Here is an 18,614-nt window from a genome sequence, read left to right as displayed (position 1 = left end):
ATGGAAGGCGTCATTTTAAAAGCCCTTAGCGGCTTCTACTATGTAGACAGCGGAGACGGACACTTGGTCGCCTGCCGGGGCCGGGGCAAGTTCCGCCACCAGAAGCTGACTCCGCTGGTAGGAGACCGGGTGTCCTTTACGCCTCTGGAGGGAGAGAGCGGCATTCTGGATGCGATCCTCCCCAGAAAGAATCAATTTCAGCGCCCCGCGGTAGCCAACATCGACCAACTGGTGGTGGTTGCCTCCGGGGCCATCCCAGTGACTGATCCGTTTCTCATTGACCGGGTGGTCTCCATCGCCGAAGGACGGGACTGCGACAGTATTATCGTCCTGAACAAGTGTGACCTGGACGTGGCGGAGGAATTGTATCAGACCTACGTACAGGCAGGTTTTACCACTCTGCGGGTGAGCGCGGAGACGGGAGAAGGCATCGCGGAACTGAGCCGCCTGATAGCTGGAAAGGTGTCAGCCTTTACGGGGAATTCTGGCGTTGGGAAATCCAGCATTCTGAATGCTCTCCAGCCGGATTTCCGTATCCAGGTGGGAGAGGTATCGGATAAACTGGGGCGTGGCAGGCATACCACTCGACATGTGGAGCTTTTCCGGCTGGACAATGGTGCCATTGTGGCGGATACGCCCGGATTCTCCTCCTTCGATACCGAGGAGATGGAGCTGCGTCGGCCGGAAGAACTGGAGCACACCTTTCGTGAGTTTGAGCCCTATCTGGGTAAGTGTCGGTTTACCGGATGCGCCCATGTAAAGGAAAAAGGCTGTGCAGTTCTTGAAGCGGTTAAGGCCGGCCTGATTCCCAAGAGCCGTCACGCCAGCTATGTGCGGCTGTATGAACAGGCAAAGGAAGTGCCGGAATGGCAGCGGAAATGAAACAGGGACTGATTATAGGGGCGGCGCCGTGGAAGAACGGCGCCTTCCTGAAGCCTTACCTGGAGAAAGGACACTGGACTGTGTTCTGCGCCGATGGTGGCTATGCCAACGCATGTGCTGCCGGTCTGGAACCGGATTTTCTGATCGGAGATTGGGATTCCGGCGACCGCCCGGAGCTGGATGTGCCCTGCGTAACTTTGCCGGTGGAGAAGGATATGACGGACCTTCAGGCGGCTATGGACCAGGCCTTGTCCATGGGGATCTCCCGGCTGCTGCTTTGCGGTTGTACCGGCGGGCGGCTGGATCACACAGCCTCCAACCTGCTTTTGCTGGAGTGGCTGGCGGACCGCGGCGGGGACGGCATGATCGTGGACGAGGACAATGAGGTGCGCCTGCTATCTCCTGGCACGTTCCAGATCGAGGATGAGCCCCATTACCACTATCTCTCTCTGGTGCCGCTGGATCGAAGGGTATCCGGCGTTACACTGAAGGGAATGAAATACCCGCTTCAGCAGGCGGAGTTGGTCCGGGGCGATACCCTGTCGGTCAGCAATGAGCCCGGACATCAGATGATGGAGATCACCATTTCTCATGGCCGGGCGCTGTTAATCCGGAGCCAGCGGGAAGAAAAAATCTGATATTGAACACAAAAGCCGCTCCCTGCGTATACTGGGTCAGAACCAGTGAAAGGGGGGCGGCTTTTATGACGTCAAAAGGCAGAAAGAGACTAAGCGCAACGGCGGTCTGCGCAGCGGGAGCGATCCTGCTGTTCCATCCGCTCTGCCTGGCCGCCTTCGGCGCAGGCGCCTGGGCGGGCTACCGGGGCAAGGACTGGCTCGAACGAATTTTGCGTGATAGGGAGGCAATGGGATGAAGATCGTGGTGGTAAAATCTCCAAAAGCCCTGCGAGGGATTCTGAAGACCATTTTCGGCATCCGCGGGTGAGGCATACCGGACCCTTCTTGGACATATAGTCTGGTAGCAAGACTGTATCAGACCATACAAGGAGTGGAACAATATGGAGCTGGAACTGGAACTGGAACTGGAACGAACCGAGCTGAACGGCTGTGACACCATACTGGAGACCACGGTTTGCCGTGAAGAGACTTTAGAGGCCATCGTGCCGGACGCCTGCCCGGACATTCTGCGGATCTGTGACGTAGAGGGAACGGTGTGCCTGGCGGGGAAGGAGCCCCAGGAGGGGCGGGTGGAGCTGTCCGGCACGGTGCGGGCGGTCTTGCTTTACTGCCCTGACGGTGGGGAGGGTCTGCGGCGTATGGAGGTATCTCTGCCGTTTACCTGTACCGCCGACGCGCCATCCATCACGCCTGCCTGTCTGGTGACTGCCCTGCCCAGGGTGCAGTCCGCAGATGCCAGGCTGCTGAACCCAAGAAAGGTGCTGGTGCGAGTCAGCCTGGCGGCGGATATTCAGGTGTTCTGCCCTGTCAGCATGTCCGTGTGCAGCGGTGTGCCAGACCGGGAGCGCTTCGGTGTGGAGCAACTGTCTGAACAGTATGATGCTTATGCCACAGTCTGTGTGCAGGAAAAAAGCTTTACATTCTCAGATGATCTGACTCTTTCCAGCGGGAAGCCGGAGGCGGAGGAACTGCTGAAGAGCCGGGCTTATGTCCACTGCAGCGAGGCCAAGGTAATCGGAAATAAGTTGATTTTTAAGGGAGACACCCAGCTTCAGCTGCTCTGCCGGGGCGGGGACGGTGGTTTGTTCACCGCAGAATTTGAACTGCCGTTCTCCCAGATCATGGAGGTCAGCGGAGCAGGAGAGGATGCCAGCTGTGACGTGCGGGTGATCCTGACCGACCTGGACTGCACCATGGACGGGGGAGATGGGCGGATGTTCAGCGTCTCTCTGGGATTGTTGGCCCAGGCGGTGATTCGGGAAGGCCGGACTGTGCATATGCTGACCGATGCATACTCCACCCTGTATCCCATGACCGCCGAGCACAGGGATTACACCCTGGACCGCCTGATGGACAAGGGAGAGAAAGAGATCACCGTTCGGGAGGTGTTGGAGACGGGGGCGCTGCTGAAAGATGCTGCCGATGCTTATGCCAGTGTCGGTGCCCTCACCCAGAGCAGGGATGGAGAGCGGGTGACCGTTACCGCGCAGATCAATGTCACTGCCCTTTACCAGACGGATGAGGGAGATATGGGATCGGTCACCCGGACTCTTCCGGTGTCCTGTACTTTGGAACTGCCTGAATATGCCCGGTGCAGCTGTGACTGTTCCTGCACAGCTCCGGTATTTGCGGCGGCAGCCGCCGGTGGGCTGGAGGTGCGCTTCCCGGTGAGCTTCCGCTACATGGCTGTGGCGTCCCGCACCGTGCCGGGGATCTGCGGCATCACCATGGAGGAGACGGAGCCCCTGGACCACAGCCAGCGCCCATCCATTGTGCTGCGCATGGTGGGGCCGGGAGAACGGCTGTGGGATATCGCCAAGTCCTACGGCACCACAGCGGGGGATATCGTTCAGGCCAACGGTTTGGAAGAGGATATGCCGGTGGGGGGCAGACTGCTGCTCATTCCGCGGAAGCGCTGAGATCACAAAGGGACCTCCGGGCATTTGCCCGGAGGTCCCTTTTGACTTTTGACCATGCGGACGCATATTTTATGGCTTATCCCCATACCTATGTAGAGAAAACGACCGGCTTACGGGGCCGAAGGAGGAATTGCCAGTGGAACAACGCAAGCTCTATGAGGATATCGCCCTGCGTACCGAGGGGGATATCTATATCGGCGTGGTGGGGCCGGTGCGGACGGGAAAATCCACATTTATCAAACGATTCATGGAGACCATGGTCATCCCCAGCATCGATAATGTGTACCGGAAGGAGCGGGCCAGAGACGAACTGCCTCAAAGCGGCTCCGGCCGTACCGTGATGACTGCGGAGCCCAAGTTCGTCCCGGAGGAAGCAGTCCGGATCGACATGGAGAACGGAGCCTCCTTTTCCGTTCGGCTCATCGACTGTGTAGGCTACCTGGTACCGGGCGCCGTAGGCGCTATGGAGGACGACGCGCCCCGCATGGTCACTACCCCCTGGTTCGACTACGAGATCCCCATGACGGAGGCTGCTGAGATCGGTACCCGGAAGGTGATCGCCGAGCACTCCACCATCGGCATCGTGGTCACCACTGACGGTACCATCACTGACATCCCCCGGGAGGACTACCTGGAGGCGGAGGAGCGGGTGATTCAGGAGCTGAAGGAGCTGGGAAAGCCCTTCCTGGTGGTGCTCAACTCCGCCTATCCGGACTCTGACCGGGCCAAGGCCATCCGGGCCGACCTGGCTTCCCGATACGATGTGACAGTGGTGTGCGCCGACTGTCTCCAGCTGGACGAGGAAGCGGTGACCCAGATCATCAAGGGGGTTCTTTATGAGTTCCCGGTGAAGGAGCTGGACCTGTTCCTGCCCCCTTGGGTGGATGCCCTGCCCTATGACCATCCCATTAAGAACGGTCTGTACACCGCTATCCGTGAGGGAGCGGCTGGCATGCGCCGGATCCGGGACGTGGAGAAGACCGTGGAGACCATCGGCAGCTGTGATTGTGTAAGCAGCGCCGTTATCACCTCCATCAGTCTGGGGACCGGATTGTCCGCCGCCCGCCTGGATCTGCCCCGGGAACTGTTTTATGATACCCTGTCTCAACAGTCTGGGTTTACGGTACATGACGATGGGGACCTGTTGGAGCTGCTGAGCCAGCTCTCCCACGTGAAGTCGGAGTATGACAAGGTGGCCGGCGCGTTGGAGGAGGTCAAGGCCACCGGTTACGGCATTGTGGTGCCCAGCACCGATGAACTGGTGTTGGAAGAGCCGGAGATCGTCAAGCAGGGAGGACGCTACGGCGTGCGTCTGAAGGCTTCGGCGCCCTCCATCCACATGATCCGGGCGGACATCGAGACCGAGGTATCTCCCATTGTGGGCAATGAAAAGCAGAGCGAGGAGATGGTCAATTTCCTGCTCCAGGAGTTTGAGGGGGATACCAAGGCTATCTGGCAGTCCAACATTTTCGGAAAGTCCTTCCACGAACTGGTCAGTGAGGATCTGAACGGCAAGCTCAAGCGGATGCCGGACGACGCGCGTGCAAAATTGCAGGAGACCTTACAGCGCATCATCAACGAGGGTTCCGGCGGCCTGATCTGTATTATCCTGTAAAAAAAGAAATGGACGCTGCTTGAGCAGCGTCCATTTTTTACTTAAATAGTGGGAAGGGTCACACTTCCCGCCCCATCAGGATTTTCTCCGCTGTAATAGGAAGGGAACGCACCCGCACGCCGGTGGCATTGTATATGGCGTGGGCAATAGCAGGGGAGGGCGTGTTGATGACTACCTCACCGATAGACTTGGCGCCGAAGGGACCGTTGGGCTCATAGCTCTCCTCAAAGTCCACCCGGATCTCGGGCAGATCAGTGCGGCAGGGGATCTTGTAGGTCATGAAGGTGGAGTTGACCATCTGACCTTTGGGATCGTAGTTGACGTCCTCCAGCAAAGCCATGCCGATGCCCTGAGCAATACCGCCCTCGGCCTGTACCCGGGCCAGATTCTTGTTGACTACGGTTCCGCAGTCCACTACGCCAACGTAGTCCACCACCTTGCTTTCGCCGGTCTCCAGATCCACCTCTACCTCGGCAAAGCCGACCATGAAGGGGGGAGGAGAGGTGGGGCTGCAGTGGCTGGCGGTGGCGGTGAGCCACTGCGTGCCTTCGCCCACCACCAAAGCCTGGGCCAACTGGTTCAGGGTGATAGAGGTTTCGGGGTTTGTGCGGTCATACACCTTGTCGCCGTCAAACTCCGCCCGCTCGGGGTGGATGTTCAAGCGGCGTGCTCCTTCGGCGGCAATTTTTTCGCTCAGCTCGGTGCAGGCCTTTACCACTGCCGTTCCTGTAACATAGGTGGTACTGGAGGCGTAGGAGCCGGTATCAAAGGGGGAGTGGTCGGTATCCACCCCGTCCACGGTGATGCGTTCCATGGGGCAGTTGAGGATCTCAGCGGCCATCTGGGCCAGAATGGTATCGCAGCCGGTACCCATGTCGGTGGCGCCGATCATCAGGGTGTAGTAGCCGTCATCGTTGAGCTTGATGGTCACTGAGGCGGTGTCGACAGCAGAGATACCGGAGCCCTGCATGGTCACCGCCATACCCAGCCCCCGTACCCGGTGGTCATCCACCTTGACACAGGGGTATTTCTCCTTCCAGCCGATCATCTCCATGCCGCGTGCGATGCACTGGGGCAGGGAACAGCTGGTGAGGGGCTCATCATAATAGGCGGGCATTTTCTCTCCCACGTGGGGCAGGTTCATAAGCCGCAGTTGGGCCGGATCCATATTCAGCTTCTCCGACAGCTCGTTGATGGCGGATTCCATGGCAAAGCAGCCCTGAGTGGCGCCGTAGCCGCGGAAGGCGCCGGCGGCCATGGTGTTGGTATACACCACTTCCCAGGAGAAACGGAAATCAGCCTGCCGGGCATAGAGCGGGATGCTCTTGTGACCCACCAGACCGATGGTGGTGGAGGCGTGCTCACCGTAGGCGCCGGCGTTGGACAAGGCATGCATGTCCACCGCCTTGATGGTACCGTCCTTCATAGCACCCACCTTGACATGAACCCGCATCTGGTGGCGGCTGTTGGAGGCCTGGAAGGATTCCTTCCGGGTGTACACAATTTTGGCGGGCTTGCCAGTGCGCAGGGTGACCAGAGCGGGGAAGAGTTCGCTGACCAGGGTCTGCTTGGCGCCAAAGCCGCCGCCGATCCGAGGCTTCACAACACGCACCATGCTCTTAGGCAGGCCCAGAGCGTGGGCGATGGTACGGCGACAATGGAAGGGTACCTGGGTGGAGGAAACCACGTTGAGCCTCCGGTTATGGTCCAGGTAAGTATAGGTGCGGAAGGTCTCCATCATAGCCTGGGCGTTGGCCTTGGTGTAGTAGATGCCCTCCACCACTACATCGCAGGCAGCCATCGCGGCCTCCACGTCGCCGCAGGCGTCACAGCCGCTGGACACCAGATTGCGTTTGGGATCGCCGCCGATGTCGAAGTGGTGGAAGTAGTCCTCCTCCGGGTGGATCACCGTTGGGTTGTCCAGAGCCTGCTCAAAGTCCAGCACCGGCTCCAGCAGGTCGTACTTTACCTGGATCATCCGCATGGCCTTGGCCACGCAATCCTTGTCACGGCCGGCTACGATGGCAACAGGGTCACCCACATAGCGGACGGTACGCTCCAGGATATAGCGGTCGTAGGGAGAGGGCTCCGGGTAGGACTGGCCAGCCAGGGTATAGCGGATCTGGGGTACATCCTCCCAGGTCAGGATGCAGGCGATGCCGGGTACCCGGCTGGCAGCATCCTTGCGGATTGACCTGATGCGGGCAAAGGCGTGGGGACTGCGCAGCACCTGCACCACCAGGCAGTCGCGGGGCACCATGTCCTCTGTATATACGCCCTTTCCGCCGGTGAGAGCGGCACCGTCCAGTTTGGGAATGGGCTGATTGACAAATTTCAGATTCATACCTGCCCCTCCTTTTCCCAGGGCTTATCATGGAGCCAGGCCCGCAGGGCGCGGGTCTGTCCGGCGTAGCCGGAGCAGCGGCACAGGTTACCTGCCAGATAGTTGGAGATTTCCTCCTCGGTGGGGTCAGTGAGCTCCCGCCGCATGGCCAGCACAGCCATGATAAAACCGGGGCTGCAGTAGCCGCACTGCTCAGCGCCCTGAGCGGTCATATAGCGGCCAAAGGAAGCGGCCTCGTCCTTTACGCCCTCCAAGGTGGTAACATTTTTGCCGTCGGCCCGGGCTGCCGGGTAGGAGCAGGACAGTACCGGCTTGCCCTCCACCCATACGGTACACAAGCCGCAGTTGCTGGTGTCGCAGCCCCGCTTCACGCTGACATAGCCGTACTTGCGCAGAAACTCCAGCAGCATCATATCGTTGGGGATATGCTTGTTGTACAGCATCCCGTTGACAGTGATCTTGACTTTCATCCCTTGTTCTCCTCCATGCACTGCTCAGCCGCCCGGCGTACCAGAACGGCGGCCAGCTTCCTGCGGTAGTCGGCGCCCGCCCGCAGGTCGGTGCCGTAGGTCAACTCCTCGGCGGCAGCCTGTCCGGCGGCGGCAGCGCCCAGCCCATCGTTCAGACAACGGGCGGCTTCCTCCGAGCGCACGGCACGGGCAGGGCGGGCTCCCACCGACACAGTCCACTGACCATCCAGGCAGCTTACGGCAGCAGCCAGGGTGGGGAAGTCGGTGGAGGAGCGGCGGACGCTCTGGTAGGCGGCACGGCGGCCGTCATCTTTGATGCGTACCTTCAGCAGAATGTCATCAAAAGAGATGGGTGCGTCCATGAACTGGGCCAGAGGCATCTCACCGCCCCGGTAGAGTACTACGGTGGCGTCAAGAGCCAGCAGAGCGCAGGTCAGGTCGGAAAAGCCGAACCGGGAAAAGACCGAGCCGCCCACAGTGGCACAGTTACGGAAGGGAACGCCCACGATGTGGGAGACGCTTTTTCCCAGAATGCCGTCAAAGCGGGACGTGACGGCGGGGTGGGTTTCCAGCTGATGGAGGGTGACCGACGCCCCCAGCTCCAACCAGCCATCCTTTACCTCGATCTGATCCAGCCCAAGCCGGGTCAGGTCGATGGCCCAGCGGATACGACGGCGGCCCATTTTCAGCCAGCAGCAGCCGCCCAGTACGGCACTGTTGCGGCAATCCCGCTGGAGCAGCTCATTAGCTTCTTCCAGGGATTCTGGGAACACATAGCTCTTTATGGTATACAAATTTTTCGAACCTCCCCCACAATGCGCGGGTATTCTTCTTTTTTAGCGGAAATATTATATCTGCTTTCTGGAAAAAAGTACAGATTAAAATCGTTCATCCAGAAACGCTTCCAGCGCAAGACGATCCAACAGGTGCAGGCTCTTATAGCCGGTTTTTACCCACCCTTTTCGATCAAAGTCACTCAGAACCCGGCTAACTGTGACACGGCTTACTCCCACGGAGGCACCGATCTCCTCGTGGGTACAGCGCAGCCGTCCGTCGGCTTCCGGGATCAGGGACAGCAGATGCCTGGCGATCCGCTTGTCCGCCTGAAGAAATTCACCGTCCACATGCTCCGAGAGCATGCGTACCCGGCGAGCCAGATCTTCCAGCATAGCGATAGCCAAACCAGGGTGAGCCGCGAATACTTGCTCCAACCGCTGACGGTCTACCGCCACCAGTTCGCACCTCGTCACTGCCATGGCGGAAGAGACCCGGGGCTGCTGGTCAAAAAATGCAGCCTCGCCAATCAGTTCTCCTGCGTGAGGTAGGGTGAGGATTCGCTCGTCTCCTTCGGGCGAACTGATAAAGCATTTTACTGTACCTGATACAATGTAGTAAAAGCATTCCGCCCGGGTGTCCTGTAAGTAGATCAGCTGTCCGGGCTCCTTGTGCTGGATCGGCTGGCCATCCGCCAGCGGGGTCCAGATATTGCGCAGCATGGCCTTCGCCTCCCACAATAATTGTAGCATGGTTTACATTCTTTTGACAACCCCCTGTGATATCATGCTCTCAACTAAAAAAGAAGGAGGCACCCAACCATGGGAATGACCATGACGCAGAAGATCCTGGCCAAGCACGCCGGCCTGGACCACGTTGTACCCGGCCAACTGGTGGAGGCCAAGCTGGATCTGGTGTTGGGCAACGATATTACCGCTCCGGTGGCAATTACGGAATTTAACAAGGCTGGGCTGACCCAGGTATTTGATAAGGATAAGATCGCCCTGGTGCTGGATCACTCCACGCCCTGCAAGGATATCAAATCCGCTCAGCTGTGCGCTCAGGCCAGAGAGTTTGCCAAGCGCTTCAGCATCACCCACTTCTATGATGTAGGCTGCATGGGCGTGGAGCACGCTCTGCTGCCGGAAAAGGGCCTGACTGCTCCTGGCGAGTGCATGATCGGCGCAGACTCCCATACCTGTACTTACGGCGCAGTGGGCATGTTCTCCACCGGCGTGGGTTCTACCGATATGGCCGCCGGTATGGCCACCGGCCTTGCCTGGTTCAAGGTGCCTGCTGCCATCAAGGTTACCCTTACCGGCAAGCTCCAGCCCTGCGTGTCCGGCAAGGACGTGATCCTCCATCTGATCGGTCAAATCGGCGTGGACGGTGCTCTGTACAAATCCCTGGAGTTTGCCGGGGAAGGGGTGGGGGAGCTGTCCATGGATGACCGCTTCACCATCGCCAACATGGCCATCGAGGCGGGTGCTAAGAATGGCATCTTCCCGGTGGATGACAAGACCCGTGCCTATCTGGATGGCCGGGTGAACCGCCCCTGGGAGGCTGTGGAGGCCGATCCCGACGCAGAGTATGACAGCGAGGTGGTCATCGACCTGAACACCCTCCAGCCCACGGTGGCCCTGCCCCATCTGCCTTCCAATACCCGTACCATCGACCAGGTAGAGGGTACCCATATTGACCAGGTGGTCATCGGCTCCTGCACCAACGGACGTCTGGAGGACCTGCGGCAGGCCGCGGCTATCCTGAAGGGCCGGAAGGTAGCCGACAATGTACGGTGCATCGTCATTCCTGCCACCCAGCAGATTACGCTGGACGCCATGGCAGAGGGCTTGATCCAGATCTTCATCGAGGCGGGCTGCGCCGTGTCCACCCCCACCTGTGGCCCCTGCCTGGGCGGCCATATGGGCGTGCTCTCCGATAACGAGCGGGCCATTTCTACCACCAACCGCAATTTCGTGGGCCGCATGGGCCCCGTGTCCTCCGAGATCATCCTGGCCAATCCCGCCGTTGCCGCTGCCTCCGCTGTGGCAGGCTGCGTGGCCGATCCCCGGAAGCTGTAAGGGAGGTTTTAGGCATGAAAGTTTATAAATACGGCGACAACGTGGATACCGACGTGATCATCCCCGCCCGGTATCTCAATGCCCCCGACGAGAAATCTCTGGCCTCCCACTGCATGGAGGATATTGACGCTGACTTTGCCTCCACTGTGGAGCAGGGCGACATCATTGTGGCGGGCAGCAATTTCGGCTGCGGCTCCTCCCGTGAGCACGCGCCTCTTGCCATCAAGGCCTGCGGTGTGAAGTGTGTGATCGCGCCGTCCTTTGCCCGTATTTTCTACCGCAACTCTATCAACATCGGCCTGCCCATTATGGAAAGCGCTGAGGCCGCTGCCGCCATCCAGGCGGGGGATACCGTGAGCGTGGACTTTGCTTCCGGCGTCATCACGGACGAGACCCAGGGCAAGTCCTGGCAGGCGGCTCCGTTCCCGGAGTTTGTGGACCGGATCATTGAGGCTGGCGGCCTGCTCAATTCTCTGAAGGCGCGAGGTGTGGCGAAATGAATTATAAGATCGCCCTCATCCGGGGCGACGGCATTGGCCCTGAGGTAGTGGGGGAGGCCGTGAAGGTCCTGGATACCGTTGGAAAGAAGTTCGGACATACCTTTATTTATGAGGATGTTCTGCTGGGCGGCTGTGCCACCGACGCGGTGGGGAAGAGCTACCCCGATGGTACCGCTGAGAAGTGCAAGGCCTGTGACGCGGTACTGCTGGGTGCCGTGGGCGGACCCAAGTGGGGCTCCGACAAGCCTGCCGAGCAGCGGCCCGAAACAGCCCTGCTGGCTATTCGCAAGGATCTTGGCCTGTATGCCAACCTGCGCCCCGCCACGCTTCGGCCGGCCATGGCAGATGCCTGCCCTCTGAAAAAGGAGACAGCGGAGAAGGGCATTGACCTGATGATGGTACGGGAGCTTACCGGCGGCATCTATTTCGGCCAGCGTGAGAAGTATCAGACGGAGGACCGGGGCATGGAATGTGCTGACCGGATGGCCTATTCTGAGAAGGAGATCGAGCGCATCGGCCGCCGTGCCTTTGAACTGGCCAGACTCCGCCGGAAGAAGGTATCCTCCGTGGATAAGGCCAACGTACTGGAGACCTCCCGCCTGTGGCGTACGGTCATGCATCGTCTGGCGGAAGAGTATCCCGACGTTCAGTATGAGGATGTACTGGTAGACAACTGTGCCATGCAGCTGGTCCGGGACCCCAGCCAGTTCGACGTGGTAGTTACCGAAAATATGTTCGGTGATATCCTGTCCGACGAAGCCTCCATGGTTACTGGCTCTATCGGCCTGTTGCCCTCCGCCTCCATCGGCGATACCGCCCCTGGCCTGTATGAGCCGATCCATGGCTCCGCACCTGATATTGCGGGACAGGATAAGGCAAACCCCATCGCTACGATTCTGTCGGTAGCCATGATGTTCCGCTATTCCTTCCACCTGGCCGCCGAGGCCGACGCCGTAGAGGCTGCGGTGGATGCAGTGCTGGCTGAAGGCTGGCGTACCGCTGATATCGCAGAGCCCGGTGTCACTCCCATTGGCACCAAAAAGATGGGTGAATTGATCTGCAGCAAGATCTGAATCAAATGACAGCGGGACAGCCTCCGGGCTGTCCCGCTGCGCTTGACGGTACAAGGAATAGCTGATACAATACCGGAGGATAATGACAATGAAAGGGAGCGGAGCCATGATCCTTGCGGTGGATGTTGGAAATTCCAATACGACAGTAGGCCTGTTTGACTTAGCGGGTAAACTGATGTTCCGCTCTACCTTGGAGACGTCCAGAAGCAAGACCCGGGACCAATGCGCCATCGACCTGCTGGGTGTATTCCGCCTGTATGATGCAGAAGTCCGGGAGGTGACAGGTGCGATCCTGTCCAGCGTGGTGCCGCCGCTGACTGCTGTTTTTGCGGATACCATCGGCCGTCTGACAGGTCGGCCGCCCCTTGTGGTGGGGCCTGGAATCAAGACCGGTCTGAACATCAAGGCCGAGATCCACGACCAGCTGGGCAGCGATATCGTGGCCTATTCCGTGGCGGCGATGGCTGATTATGAGAGCCCCATCGCGGCTATTGACATGGGAACAGCCACTTCGCTCTCCTTGATTCGGGGCAGTGTCTATGAGGGCTGCATCATCATGCCTGGTCTGACCCTGGCTCTGGAGGCCATGTCCGAGCGGGCCGCCGCTCTGCCGCCCATCTCCATCGAGGGACACGCCCAGGTGGAACTGTTGGGCCGTACCACCGAGGAGGCCATGCGCTCCGGTGTTCTGTTCGGACACGCTAGCATGGTGGACGGTATGCTGGACCGCATCGAGGAGCGTATTGGTCAGAAGCTGACAGTGGTGGCAACGGGTGGAAACGCACCCAGGATCTTATGCTATTGCAGGCACGAGATCCAGTATGATGCCGATCTGGTCATGAAGGGGCTCTATCTGCTGTATCAGAAGAACACCCGGAAACCCAGACGGACATAACAAGGTACTCAATGGCGAAAGCCGTGAGTAAATAAAATGCGCTGCATCCTCTTGGAGAGGAGCGGCAGCAGGAGGTAACATTCATATGAGAGCAAGCGAGAAAACCAGACGCCTGACGGGGCTGGCTCTGCTGACGGCTATCGTCGCGGTCCTGCAGGTAGTCGCCACCTTCATCAAGTTCGGCCCGTTCCCCATTACGCTGGCATTGGCACCTATTATTATCGGAGCCGCCCTGTTCGGCCCGAAGGCGGGCGCCTACCTGGGCGGTGTGTTCGGCTTTGTGGTGCTGCTGGCCTGTATCATGGGCTGGGACCCGGGCGGAAGCGTTCTGTGGAATGCCAACCCATTCCTTACCGCTGTCATCTGCTTGGGCAAGGGCATTTTGGCCGGCCTGTGTGCCGGCGCAGTGTATCGCGCTCTGTCCCGAAAGCCGCTCCTGGGTTCTATCGTTGCCGGCATTGTCAGCCCGGTGGTGAATACCGGTCTGTTCTGCATCTGCCTGACCCTACTGTTCCATGATATCCTGATCGCATGGGCGGGCGGCACGGAAGTGGTTTACTACATCATCTTTGTCCTTACCGGCATCAACTTCCTGGTGGAGCTAGCCGTTAATCTGGTGCTCAGCACTGTAATCGTTCGGGTGGTATCTGCAAGAAAACACGCATAAATGACGTTCAAGGCGTCCGTCAATATGGCGGACGCCTTGTTTTTGCATCAATTATTTCGCCGTCATTCAAAAAACGAGAAGTTTTGGAAATAAACACTTGCTTTTTTGCAAGTCGGCGCATATAATATGTCAAGAACTTTGAGTACAAGGGAGAGATTCCATTGAAAGAGCTGTCCAGAATCGCGGAGGCTGTTCAGGCATCCACCACTATGGCCATTGACGCCATGTTCAAGCAGATGAAGGCCGACGGCATTGACGTTATTGGTTTCGGTGCCGGAGAACCCGATTTCAACACCCCTGACGCTATCAAGCAGGCCGGTATTGAGGCCATTCAGAACAACTTTACCCGCTATACTCCCGCCGCCGGCACGGTGGAGCTGCGTCAGGCTGTGTGTGACCGGATGAAGGCTGACTGCGGTCTGGACTACAAGCCCAGCCAGGTGGTCATCAGCAGCGGTGCCAAGCACCTGGTGTATCTTGCCCTTCGGGCCATGGTGAACCCGGGCGACGAGATCATTCTGCCCGCGCCCTACTGGGTGAGCTATATCGAGCTGATCCGCATGGTGGGCGGCGTGCCGGTGGTGGTCACTGCCACTGAGGCTGAGCACTTTAAGCTTACCGCTGAGAAGCTGGCGGCTGCCGTTACCCCCAAGACGAAGGCGATCATTCTCAATAACCCCTCTAACCCCACCGGCATGATGTACAGCAGGGAAGAGCTGCAGGCAATTGCTGACGTATGCCTCAAGAACGAGATCTATGTGATCTCCGACGAGATTTATTACGGCCTGGTGTATGACGGCCTGGAGTTTACCAGCTTTGCTGCCCTGAGCCCCGAGGTTAAGGAACTGACAGTACTCATCAACGGCGTGTCCAAGTCCTATGCCATGACCGGCTGGCGTATCGGCTACGCCTGCGCCAACGACAAGATCGCCAAGATCATGGCCAATTATGTCAGCCACTCTACCGGCTCGCCTGTGGCCATTTCTCAGAAGGCGTCTGTAGTAGCCCTCAATGCCCCCCAGGACGAGGTAGAGGCCATGCGCAAGTCCTTTGAGGAGCGCCGCAATTACATTGTGGAGCGGATGAATTCCATTCCCTGTGTGAGCTGCATTAAGCCGGAAGGCGCTTTCTATGTGATGATGAACCTGGAGCAGCTCATCGGAAAGACCATCCACGGCGTGGAGATCACCAATGATGATGTCTTTGCCGATGCTTTCCTGAAATACGGCCTGGTAGCCGTGGTGCCCGGTTCCGGTTTCGGTGCGCCGAACTTTGTCCGCTGGTCCTATGCAACCTCTCTGGACAACATCAAGGAGGGACTGAACCGTTTGGAGAAATTCCTGGCGGATTGATTTTGCTTCGCGGTGCAGTGTGGCCCGCGGCAGCCGTATTTCTGCAGCTGCCGCGGGCCATACGGCGTTATGGCTATGAAAAAGTTTGCTCTTGTGACAGATGGGCTTTTGTGATATACTACCCGCAGTAATGAACTGCCATTTTATGCTTAAAAGAAGGGTGCTCATGAATAGAAATAAGTACGAATCTCCGCTTTGCTCCCGCTATGCCAGCAATGAGATGCAGTATATTTTCTCTCCTGATAAGAAGTTTTCTACCTGGCGGCGGCTGTGGATCGCTCTGGCTCGGGCAGAAATGGAGCTGGGCCTGCCGGTGACTCAGGAGCAGGTGTCGGAGCTGGAGGCCCATATTGACGATATCGACTATGAAAAAGCTGCTCAGTTTGAGCGGGAATTGCGGCATGATGTTATGGCTCACATCCATGCCTACGGACTTCAGTGTCCCAAGGCCATGCCGATCATCCACCTGGGTGCTACCAGCTGCTATGTAGGCGACAATACGGACGTTATTTTGATGCGCGAAGCCCTGTGCTTAGTGCGGGACGAGCTGGTGCGGGTCCTGGGCCATTTGGCGAAATTTGCCGAACGCTATAAGGCACTGCCCACCTTGGGCTTTACCCATTTTCAGCCTGCTCAGCTGGTGACGGTGGGGAAGCGTGCCACCCTTTGGATGAATGATCTGCTGCTGGATCTTCACGAGGTGGAGTATCGGATCTCCACGCTGAAGCTATTGGGCTGCAAGGGTACCACCGGTACCCAGGCCAGCTTCCTGGAACTGTTCGACGGCGACCACGATAAGTGTGTAGAGCTGGATCGGAAAATTGCTGCCGAGATGGGCTTTGATGCTACCGTTCCGGTGTCCGGACAGACCTACTCCAGAAAGACAGACTATATGGTGCTTTCCACACTGTCTGGAATCGCTCAGTCTGCCAGCAAGTTTGCCACTGATATGCGTCTGCTGTGCAATCTGAAGGAAGTGGAGGAGCCCTTTGAGGCCCATCAGATCGGGTCTTCTGCCATGCCCTATAAGCGCAATCCCATGCGCTGTGAGCGGATCTGCTCTTTGGCGAGATATGTGATGGCAGACGCGCTCAACCCCGCAGTCACTGCTGCCACACAGTGGTTTGAGCGGACGCTGGATGATTCCGCCAATAAGCGCCTGTCCGTTCCCGAGGCGTTTTTGGCGGTGGATGCCATCCTGAATATTTACGCAAACGTGGCCAATGGGCTGGTGGTCCATGAGAAGGTCATTGAAAAGCACGTGATGGAGGAGCTGCCCTTTATGGCCAGTGAGAACATCATGATGGATGCCGTCAAGAAGGGGGGAGACCGGCAGCAGCTCCACGAGCGTATTCGGGTTCTCTCTCAGCAGGCTGGCGCCAATGTGAAGGACAGGGGAGAGGCCAACAACCTCATTGACCTGATTGCTGAAGACCCCATGTTTGGGATGACCCGGGAGGAGCTCACTGCTCATATGACGCCGTCTCGCTATATCGGGCGCTGTCCGGAGCAGGTGGAGGCCTTTTTGGAGCATGATGTGTATCCCGTTTTGGCGCGCTGCTCTGAGGCTCTGCAAAAGCAGGACGTCGAGTTGAAGGTTTGAGAGAGGAGTGTCTCATAATGGAAAAAACTGTTCGCCGTATCGGTGTGTTTACCAGCGGGGGAGATGCCCCCGGCATGAATGCGGCCATTCGGTCCGTTGTCCGCACAGCTCTGCATATGGGGATCGAGTGCATCGGCATCCGTCGTGGTTACCACGGCCTGATCAACGGTGATTTTGTGCCCCTGACCTTTGAAAGCGTCAGCGGTCTGTCCAGAAAGGGCGGCACCATGCTGTATTCCGCCCGCAGCGAGGATTTTAAGTCTCAGCTGGGACGGGAGCGGGCTGTCGCTACCTGCAAGCTGTTGGGTCTGGATGCTCTGGTTGGTATCGGCGGTGACGGCACCTTCCGGGGCCTGCTGACTCTGGCCCAGCAGGGCCTGAGCGTGATCGGCATTCCGGGCACCATCGACAATGACATCGCGTGTTCTACTTATACCATCGGTTACGATACTGCGTGCAACACCGCACTGGATTCTATCGATAAGCTGAGAGATACCATGCAGTCCCATGAACGCTGCTCAGTGGTAGAGGTAATGGGGCGTCATGCCGGCCATGTGGCGTTGAACGTAGGCGTGGCTTGCGGCGCTACGGCTGTGCTGGTGCCGGAGCAGAAGGTCAATTATGAAGAAGACCTGATGGAGCCCATTCGCAGATCCCGCCTGGCAGGCCGCACCCATTTCATGATCATTGTGGCTGAAGGCGTAGAGGGTGGTGCCTATGAGGTGGCCAAGCAAATCAAGGAGGCCACGGCGCTGGATACTCGAGTGACGATCCTCGGGCACGTGCAGCGCGGCGGCGCACCTACGGTGCGCGATCGGATTGCTGCTACATACATGGGCTATGAAGCTGTCCGGCTGCTGGCTGAGGGCAAGAGCTGCCGTGTGGTGGCTATGGATGGTGAGTCCTACGTGGATTACGATATCACTGAGGCTCTGCAAATGCATAAGGGTTTGGATCAGCAGACTTACACAGTCATGCGTGCACTGACTGGCGTACAATAATAAGAATAAGAACAAATGGATACCGCGGGCTTTACTGGGATTTTAGTAAAGCCCGCGGCTCCAAAACCATATGAGCCGACCCCGCAGGGGAGCGGCTATGAATTTGGAGAACCAACTCAACAAAATAACCTGCCGTTTTGTTGAGTGCGAACGGGAGACCAGGACACGCCAGAGGGGTGGGGACACTAGGGCCGCACCCCTCTTTTCGTCCCCTCGTCCCCGCCCGTGGCGGATGGCGGGGGATGCGCAGCATCCCCATGCCCCTGCGCTCCCCCTCCGGACGGAGGGGGACGGGAGGGGGAGGCGAAAAAAGCGCCCGCCCTCTACCACGGCCAAAGGACAGCCAAAAGGCTGACGGTAGAGAGCGGGACGCCCCTGCCCCATCATAGTAGCACAAGTGTTCGAGCTTGTCAAGCCCCCTTTTGGGGGCTTAGCGCCCACATGCCGCAGGCAGGACGGCCAGGCAAGGGCGGCCTCTGGCCGCCGGGCTTGACCCTTGCCGGGCTGGCCTGACGGTGGCACTCTCCCAACGCCGGGCGGGGCGGAGGCGGAAAGCCGGGCGCGCAGCGCCCGGCCAGCCCCGCCCGGCGGGAGGAGCCCGGACGCCCGGAGGGCGGCCCCCGCAGGGGGTGGAGCGCAGGGGGGACCCGCGAGGGGCCAAAGGGGGGACGGGGAGGCCGCAGAGCCGCGCAGGGCGACCGCAGGGAGCACGGAGCAGCCCAAGGCCGACCCACCCCACCAAGGCCCCGCACCCGGCGCGCGCGGCCCGCAGGACGCGCAGGGGACGGGGCGTGGGGGGG

16 protein-coding genes are annotated in these 18,614 nt (G+C 58.9%); 12 read left to right on the top strand and 4 right to left on the bottom strand.

The genetic code is table 11. The features are described from left to right. From rsgA to spoIVA, 4 genes are all read left to right on the top strand, one after another. Entirely contained in the window at positions 1-882 is an 882-nt protein-coding gene (rsgA, locus tag ACTNB1_RS10400; RefSeq protein WP_441169289.1) for a ribosome small subunit-dependent GTPase A, read from the top strand. Further along, positions 867-1,520, top strand: a complete 654-nt coding sequence (locus ACTNB1_RS10395) for a thiamine diphosphokinase (protein WP_441169287.1) — start codon at positions 867-869, stop codon at positions 1,518-1,520. Before rsgA ends, ACTNB1_RS10395 begins: the two co-directional genes overlap by 16 nt. Before the next feature lie 380 nt (positions 1,521-1,900). Further along, positions 1,901-3,439, top strand: a complete 1,539-nt coding sequence (locus ACTNB1_RS10390; protein WP_441169285.1) for a DUF3794 and LysM peptidoglycan-binding domain-containing protein — start codon at positions 1,901-1,903, stop codon at positions 3,437-3,439. 136 nt (positions 3,440-3,575) lie between these two features. Beyond that, positions 3,576-5,054 carry a stage IV sporulation protein A gene (spoIVA, locus tag ACTNB1_RS10385; protein ID WP_441169283.1) on the top strand — a complete coding sequence of 493 codons (1,479 nt, stop codon included), beginning with the start codon at positions 3,576-3,578 and terminating at the stop codon, positions 5,052-5,054. A 58-nt stretch (positions 5,055-5,112) separates the two neighbouring features. Here the strand turns inward: spoIVA and ACTNB1_RS10380 are convergent, their stop codons facing one another. The 4 genes from ACTNB1_RS10380 to ACTNB1_RS10365 all read right to left on the bottom strand — a co-directional run bounded on the left by ACTNB1_RS10380 (position 5,113) and on the right by ACTNB1_RS10365 (position 9,364). Further along, complete coding sequence (locus ACTNB1_RS10380; RefSeq protein WP_441169441.1) at positions 5,113-7,392, bottom strand: xanthine dehydrogenase family protein molybdopterin-binding subunit; 2,280 nt, start codon at positions 7,390-7,392, stop codon at positions 5,113-5,115. A 2-nt stretch (positions 7,393-7,394) separates the two neighbouring features. Next, positions 7,395-7,868: a (2Fe-2S)-binding protein gene (locus ACTNB1_RS10375; RefSeq protein ID WP_441169282.1), complete on the bottom strand. Its 474-nt coding sequence runs from the start codon at positions 7,866-7,868 to the stop codon at positions 7,395-7,397. Then, positions 7,865-8,662, bottom strand: a complete 798-nt coding sequence (locus ACTNB1_RS10370) for an FAD binding domain-containing protein (RefSeq protein WP_441169280.1) — start codon at positions 8,660-8,662, stop codon at positions 7,865-7,867. Before ACTNB1_RS10370 ends, ACTNB1_RS10375 begins: the two co-directional genes overlap by 4 nt. 84 nt (positions 8,663-8,746) lie before the next feature. After that, entirely contained in the window at positions 8,747-9,364 is a 618-nt protein-coding gene (locus ACTNB1_RS10365) for a Crp/Fnr family transcriptional regulator (RefSeq protein WP_441169278.1), read from the bottom strand. Positions 9,365-9,463: 99 nt separating this feature from the next. Between ACTNB1_RS10365 and leuC the strand changes: the two genes are divergently transcribed. The 8 genes from leuC (at position 9,464) to pfkA (ending at position 17,814) form a co-directional block, all read left to right on the top strand. Continuing rightward, positions 9,464-10,723: a 3-isopropylmalate dehydratase large subunit gene (gene leuC / locus ACTNB1_RS10360; protein ID WP_441169276.1), complete on the top strand. Its 1,260-nt coding sequence runs from the start codon at positions 9,464-9,466 to the stop codon at positions 10,721-10,723. 14 nt (positions 10,724-10,737) lie between these two features. Further along, the gene (locus tag ACTNB1_RS10355) at positions 10,738-11,223 is read left to right on the top strand and encodes a 3-isopropylmalate dehydratase small subunit (RefSeq protein WP_441169274.1); all 486 of its coding nucleotides are present in this window, start codon (positions 10,738-10,740) and stop codon (positions 11,221-11,223) included. Further along, positions 11,220-12,296 (top strand): 3-isopropylmalate dehydrogenase, encoded by a 1,077-nt coding sequence (leuB, locus tag ACTNB1_RS10350; protein WP_441169272.1) that lies wholly within the window; start codon positions 11,220-11,222, stop codon positions 12,294-12,296. The genes ACTNB1_RS10355 and leuB overlap by 4 nt, the downstream gene beginning before the upstream one ends. Positions 12,297-12,384: 88 nt before the next feature. Further along, positions 12,385-13,191, top strand: coding sequence for a type III pantothenate kinase (locus ACTNB1_RS10345; protein WP_441169270.1), 807 nt, complete (start codon positions 12,385-12,387; stop codon positions 13,189-13,191). Between the two features lie 85 nt (positions 13,192-13,276). Next, entirely contained in the window at positions 13,277-13,858 is a 582-nt protein-coding gene (locus tag ACTNB1_RS10340) for an ECF transporter S component (protein ID WP_441169268.1), read from the top strand. A gap of 161 nt (positions 13,859-14,019) precedes the next feature. After that, a complete protein-coding gene (locus ACTNB1_RS10335; protein WP_441169266.1) occupies positions 14,020-15,210 on the top strand; it encodes a pyridoxal phosphate-dependent aminotransferase in 1,191 nt (396 codons plus the stop codon). Positions 15,211-15,376: 166 nt separating this feature from the next. Continuing rightward, complete coding sequence (gene purB, locus ACTNB1_RS10330) at positions 15,377-16,813, top strand: adenylosuccinate lyase (RefSeq protein WP_441169264.1); 1,437 nt, start codon at positions 15,377-15,379, stop codon at positions 16,811-16,813. A 17-nt stretch (positions 16,814-16,830) separates the two neighbouring features. Further along, complete coding sequence (gene pfkA, locus ACTNB1_RS10325) at positions 16,831-17,814, top strand: 6-phosphofructokinase (RefSeq protein WP_441169262.1); 984 nt, start codon at positions 16,831-16,833, stop codon at positions 17,812-17,814. Positions 17,815-18,614 lie beyond the last annotated feature (800 nt).

The organism is Flavonifractor sp. HCP28S3_F3, from assembly GCF_052065355.1.
In the GTDB taxonomy this organism is placed as follows: domain Bacteria; phylum Bacillota; class Clostridia; order Oscillospirales; family Oscillospiraceae; genus Flavonifractor.
This window is presented reverse-complemented; position numbering and strand designations above follow the sequence as displayed.

Excerpts from the sequence above, each read along its gene's own strand:
- purB (WP_441169264.1), top strand. The coding sequence starts at position 15,377 with ATGAATAGAAATAAGTACGAATCTCCGCTTTGCTCCCGCTATGCCAGC.
- pfkA (WP_441169262.1), top strand. The coding sequence starts at position 16,831 with ATGGAAAAAACTGTTCGCCGTATCGGTGTGTTTACCAGCGGGGGAGAT.
- ACTNB1_RS10355 (WP_441169274.1), top strand. The coding sequence starts at position 10,738 with ATGAAAGTTTATAAATACGGCGACAACGTGGATACCGACGTGATCATC.
- leuC (WP_441169276.1), top strand. The coding sequence starts at position 9,464 with ATGGGAATGACCATGACGCAGAAGATCCTGGCCAAGCACGCCGGCCTG.
- ACTNB1_RS10345 (WP_441169270.1), top strand. The coding sequence starts at position 12,385 with ATGAAAGGGAGCGGAGCCATGATCCTTGCGGTGGATGTTGGAAATTCC.
- ACTNB1_RS10375 (WP_441169282.1), bottom strand. The coding sequence starts at position 7,868 with ATGAAAGTCAAGATCACTGTCAACGGGATGCTGTACAACAAGCATATC.
- ACTNB1_RS10365 (WP_441169278.1), bottom strand. The coding sequence starts at position 9,364 with ATGCTGCGCAATATCTGGACCCCGCTGGCGGATGGCCAGCCGATCCAG.
- leuB (WP_441169272.1), top strand. The coding sequence starts at position 11,220 with ATGAATTATAAGATCGCCCTCATCCGGGGCGACGGCATTGGCCCTGAG.
- ACTNB1_RS10340 (WP_441169268.1), top strand. The coding sequence starts at position 13,277 with ATGAGAGCAAGCGAGAAAACCAGACGCCTGACGGGGCTGGCTCTGCTG.
- rsgA (WP_441169289.1), top strand. The coding sequence starts at position 1 with ATGGAAGGCGTCATTTTAAAAGCCCTTAGCGGCTTCTACTATGTAGAC.
- ACTNB1_RS10390 (WP_441169285.1), top strand. The coding sequence starts at position 1,901 with ATGGAGCTGGAACTGGAACTGGAACTGGAACGAACCGAGCTGAACGGC.
- ACTNB1_RS10395 (WP_441169287.1), top strand. The coding sequence starts at position 867 with ATGGCAGCGGAAATGAAACAGGGACTGATTATAGGGGCGGCGCCGTGG.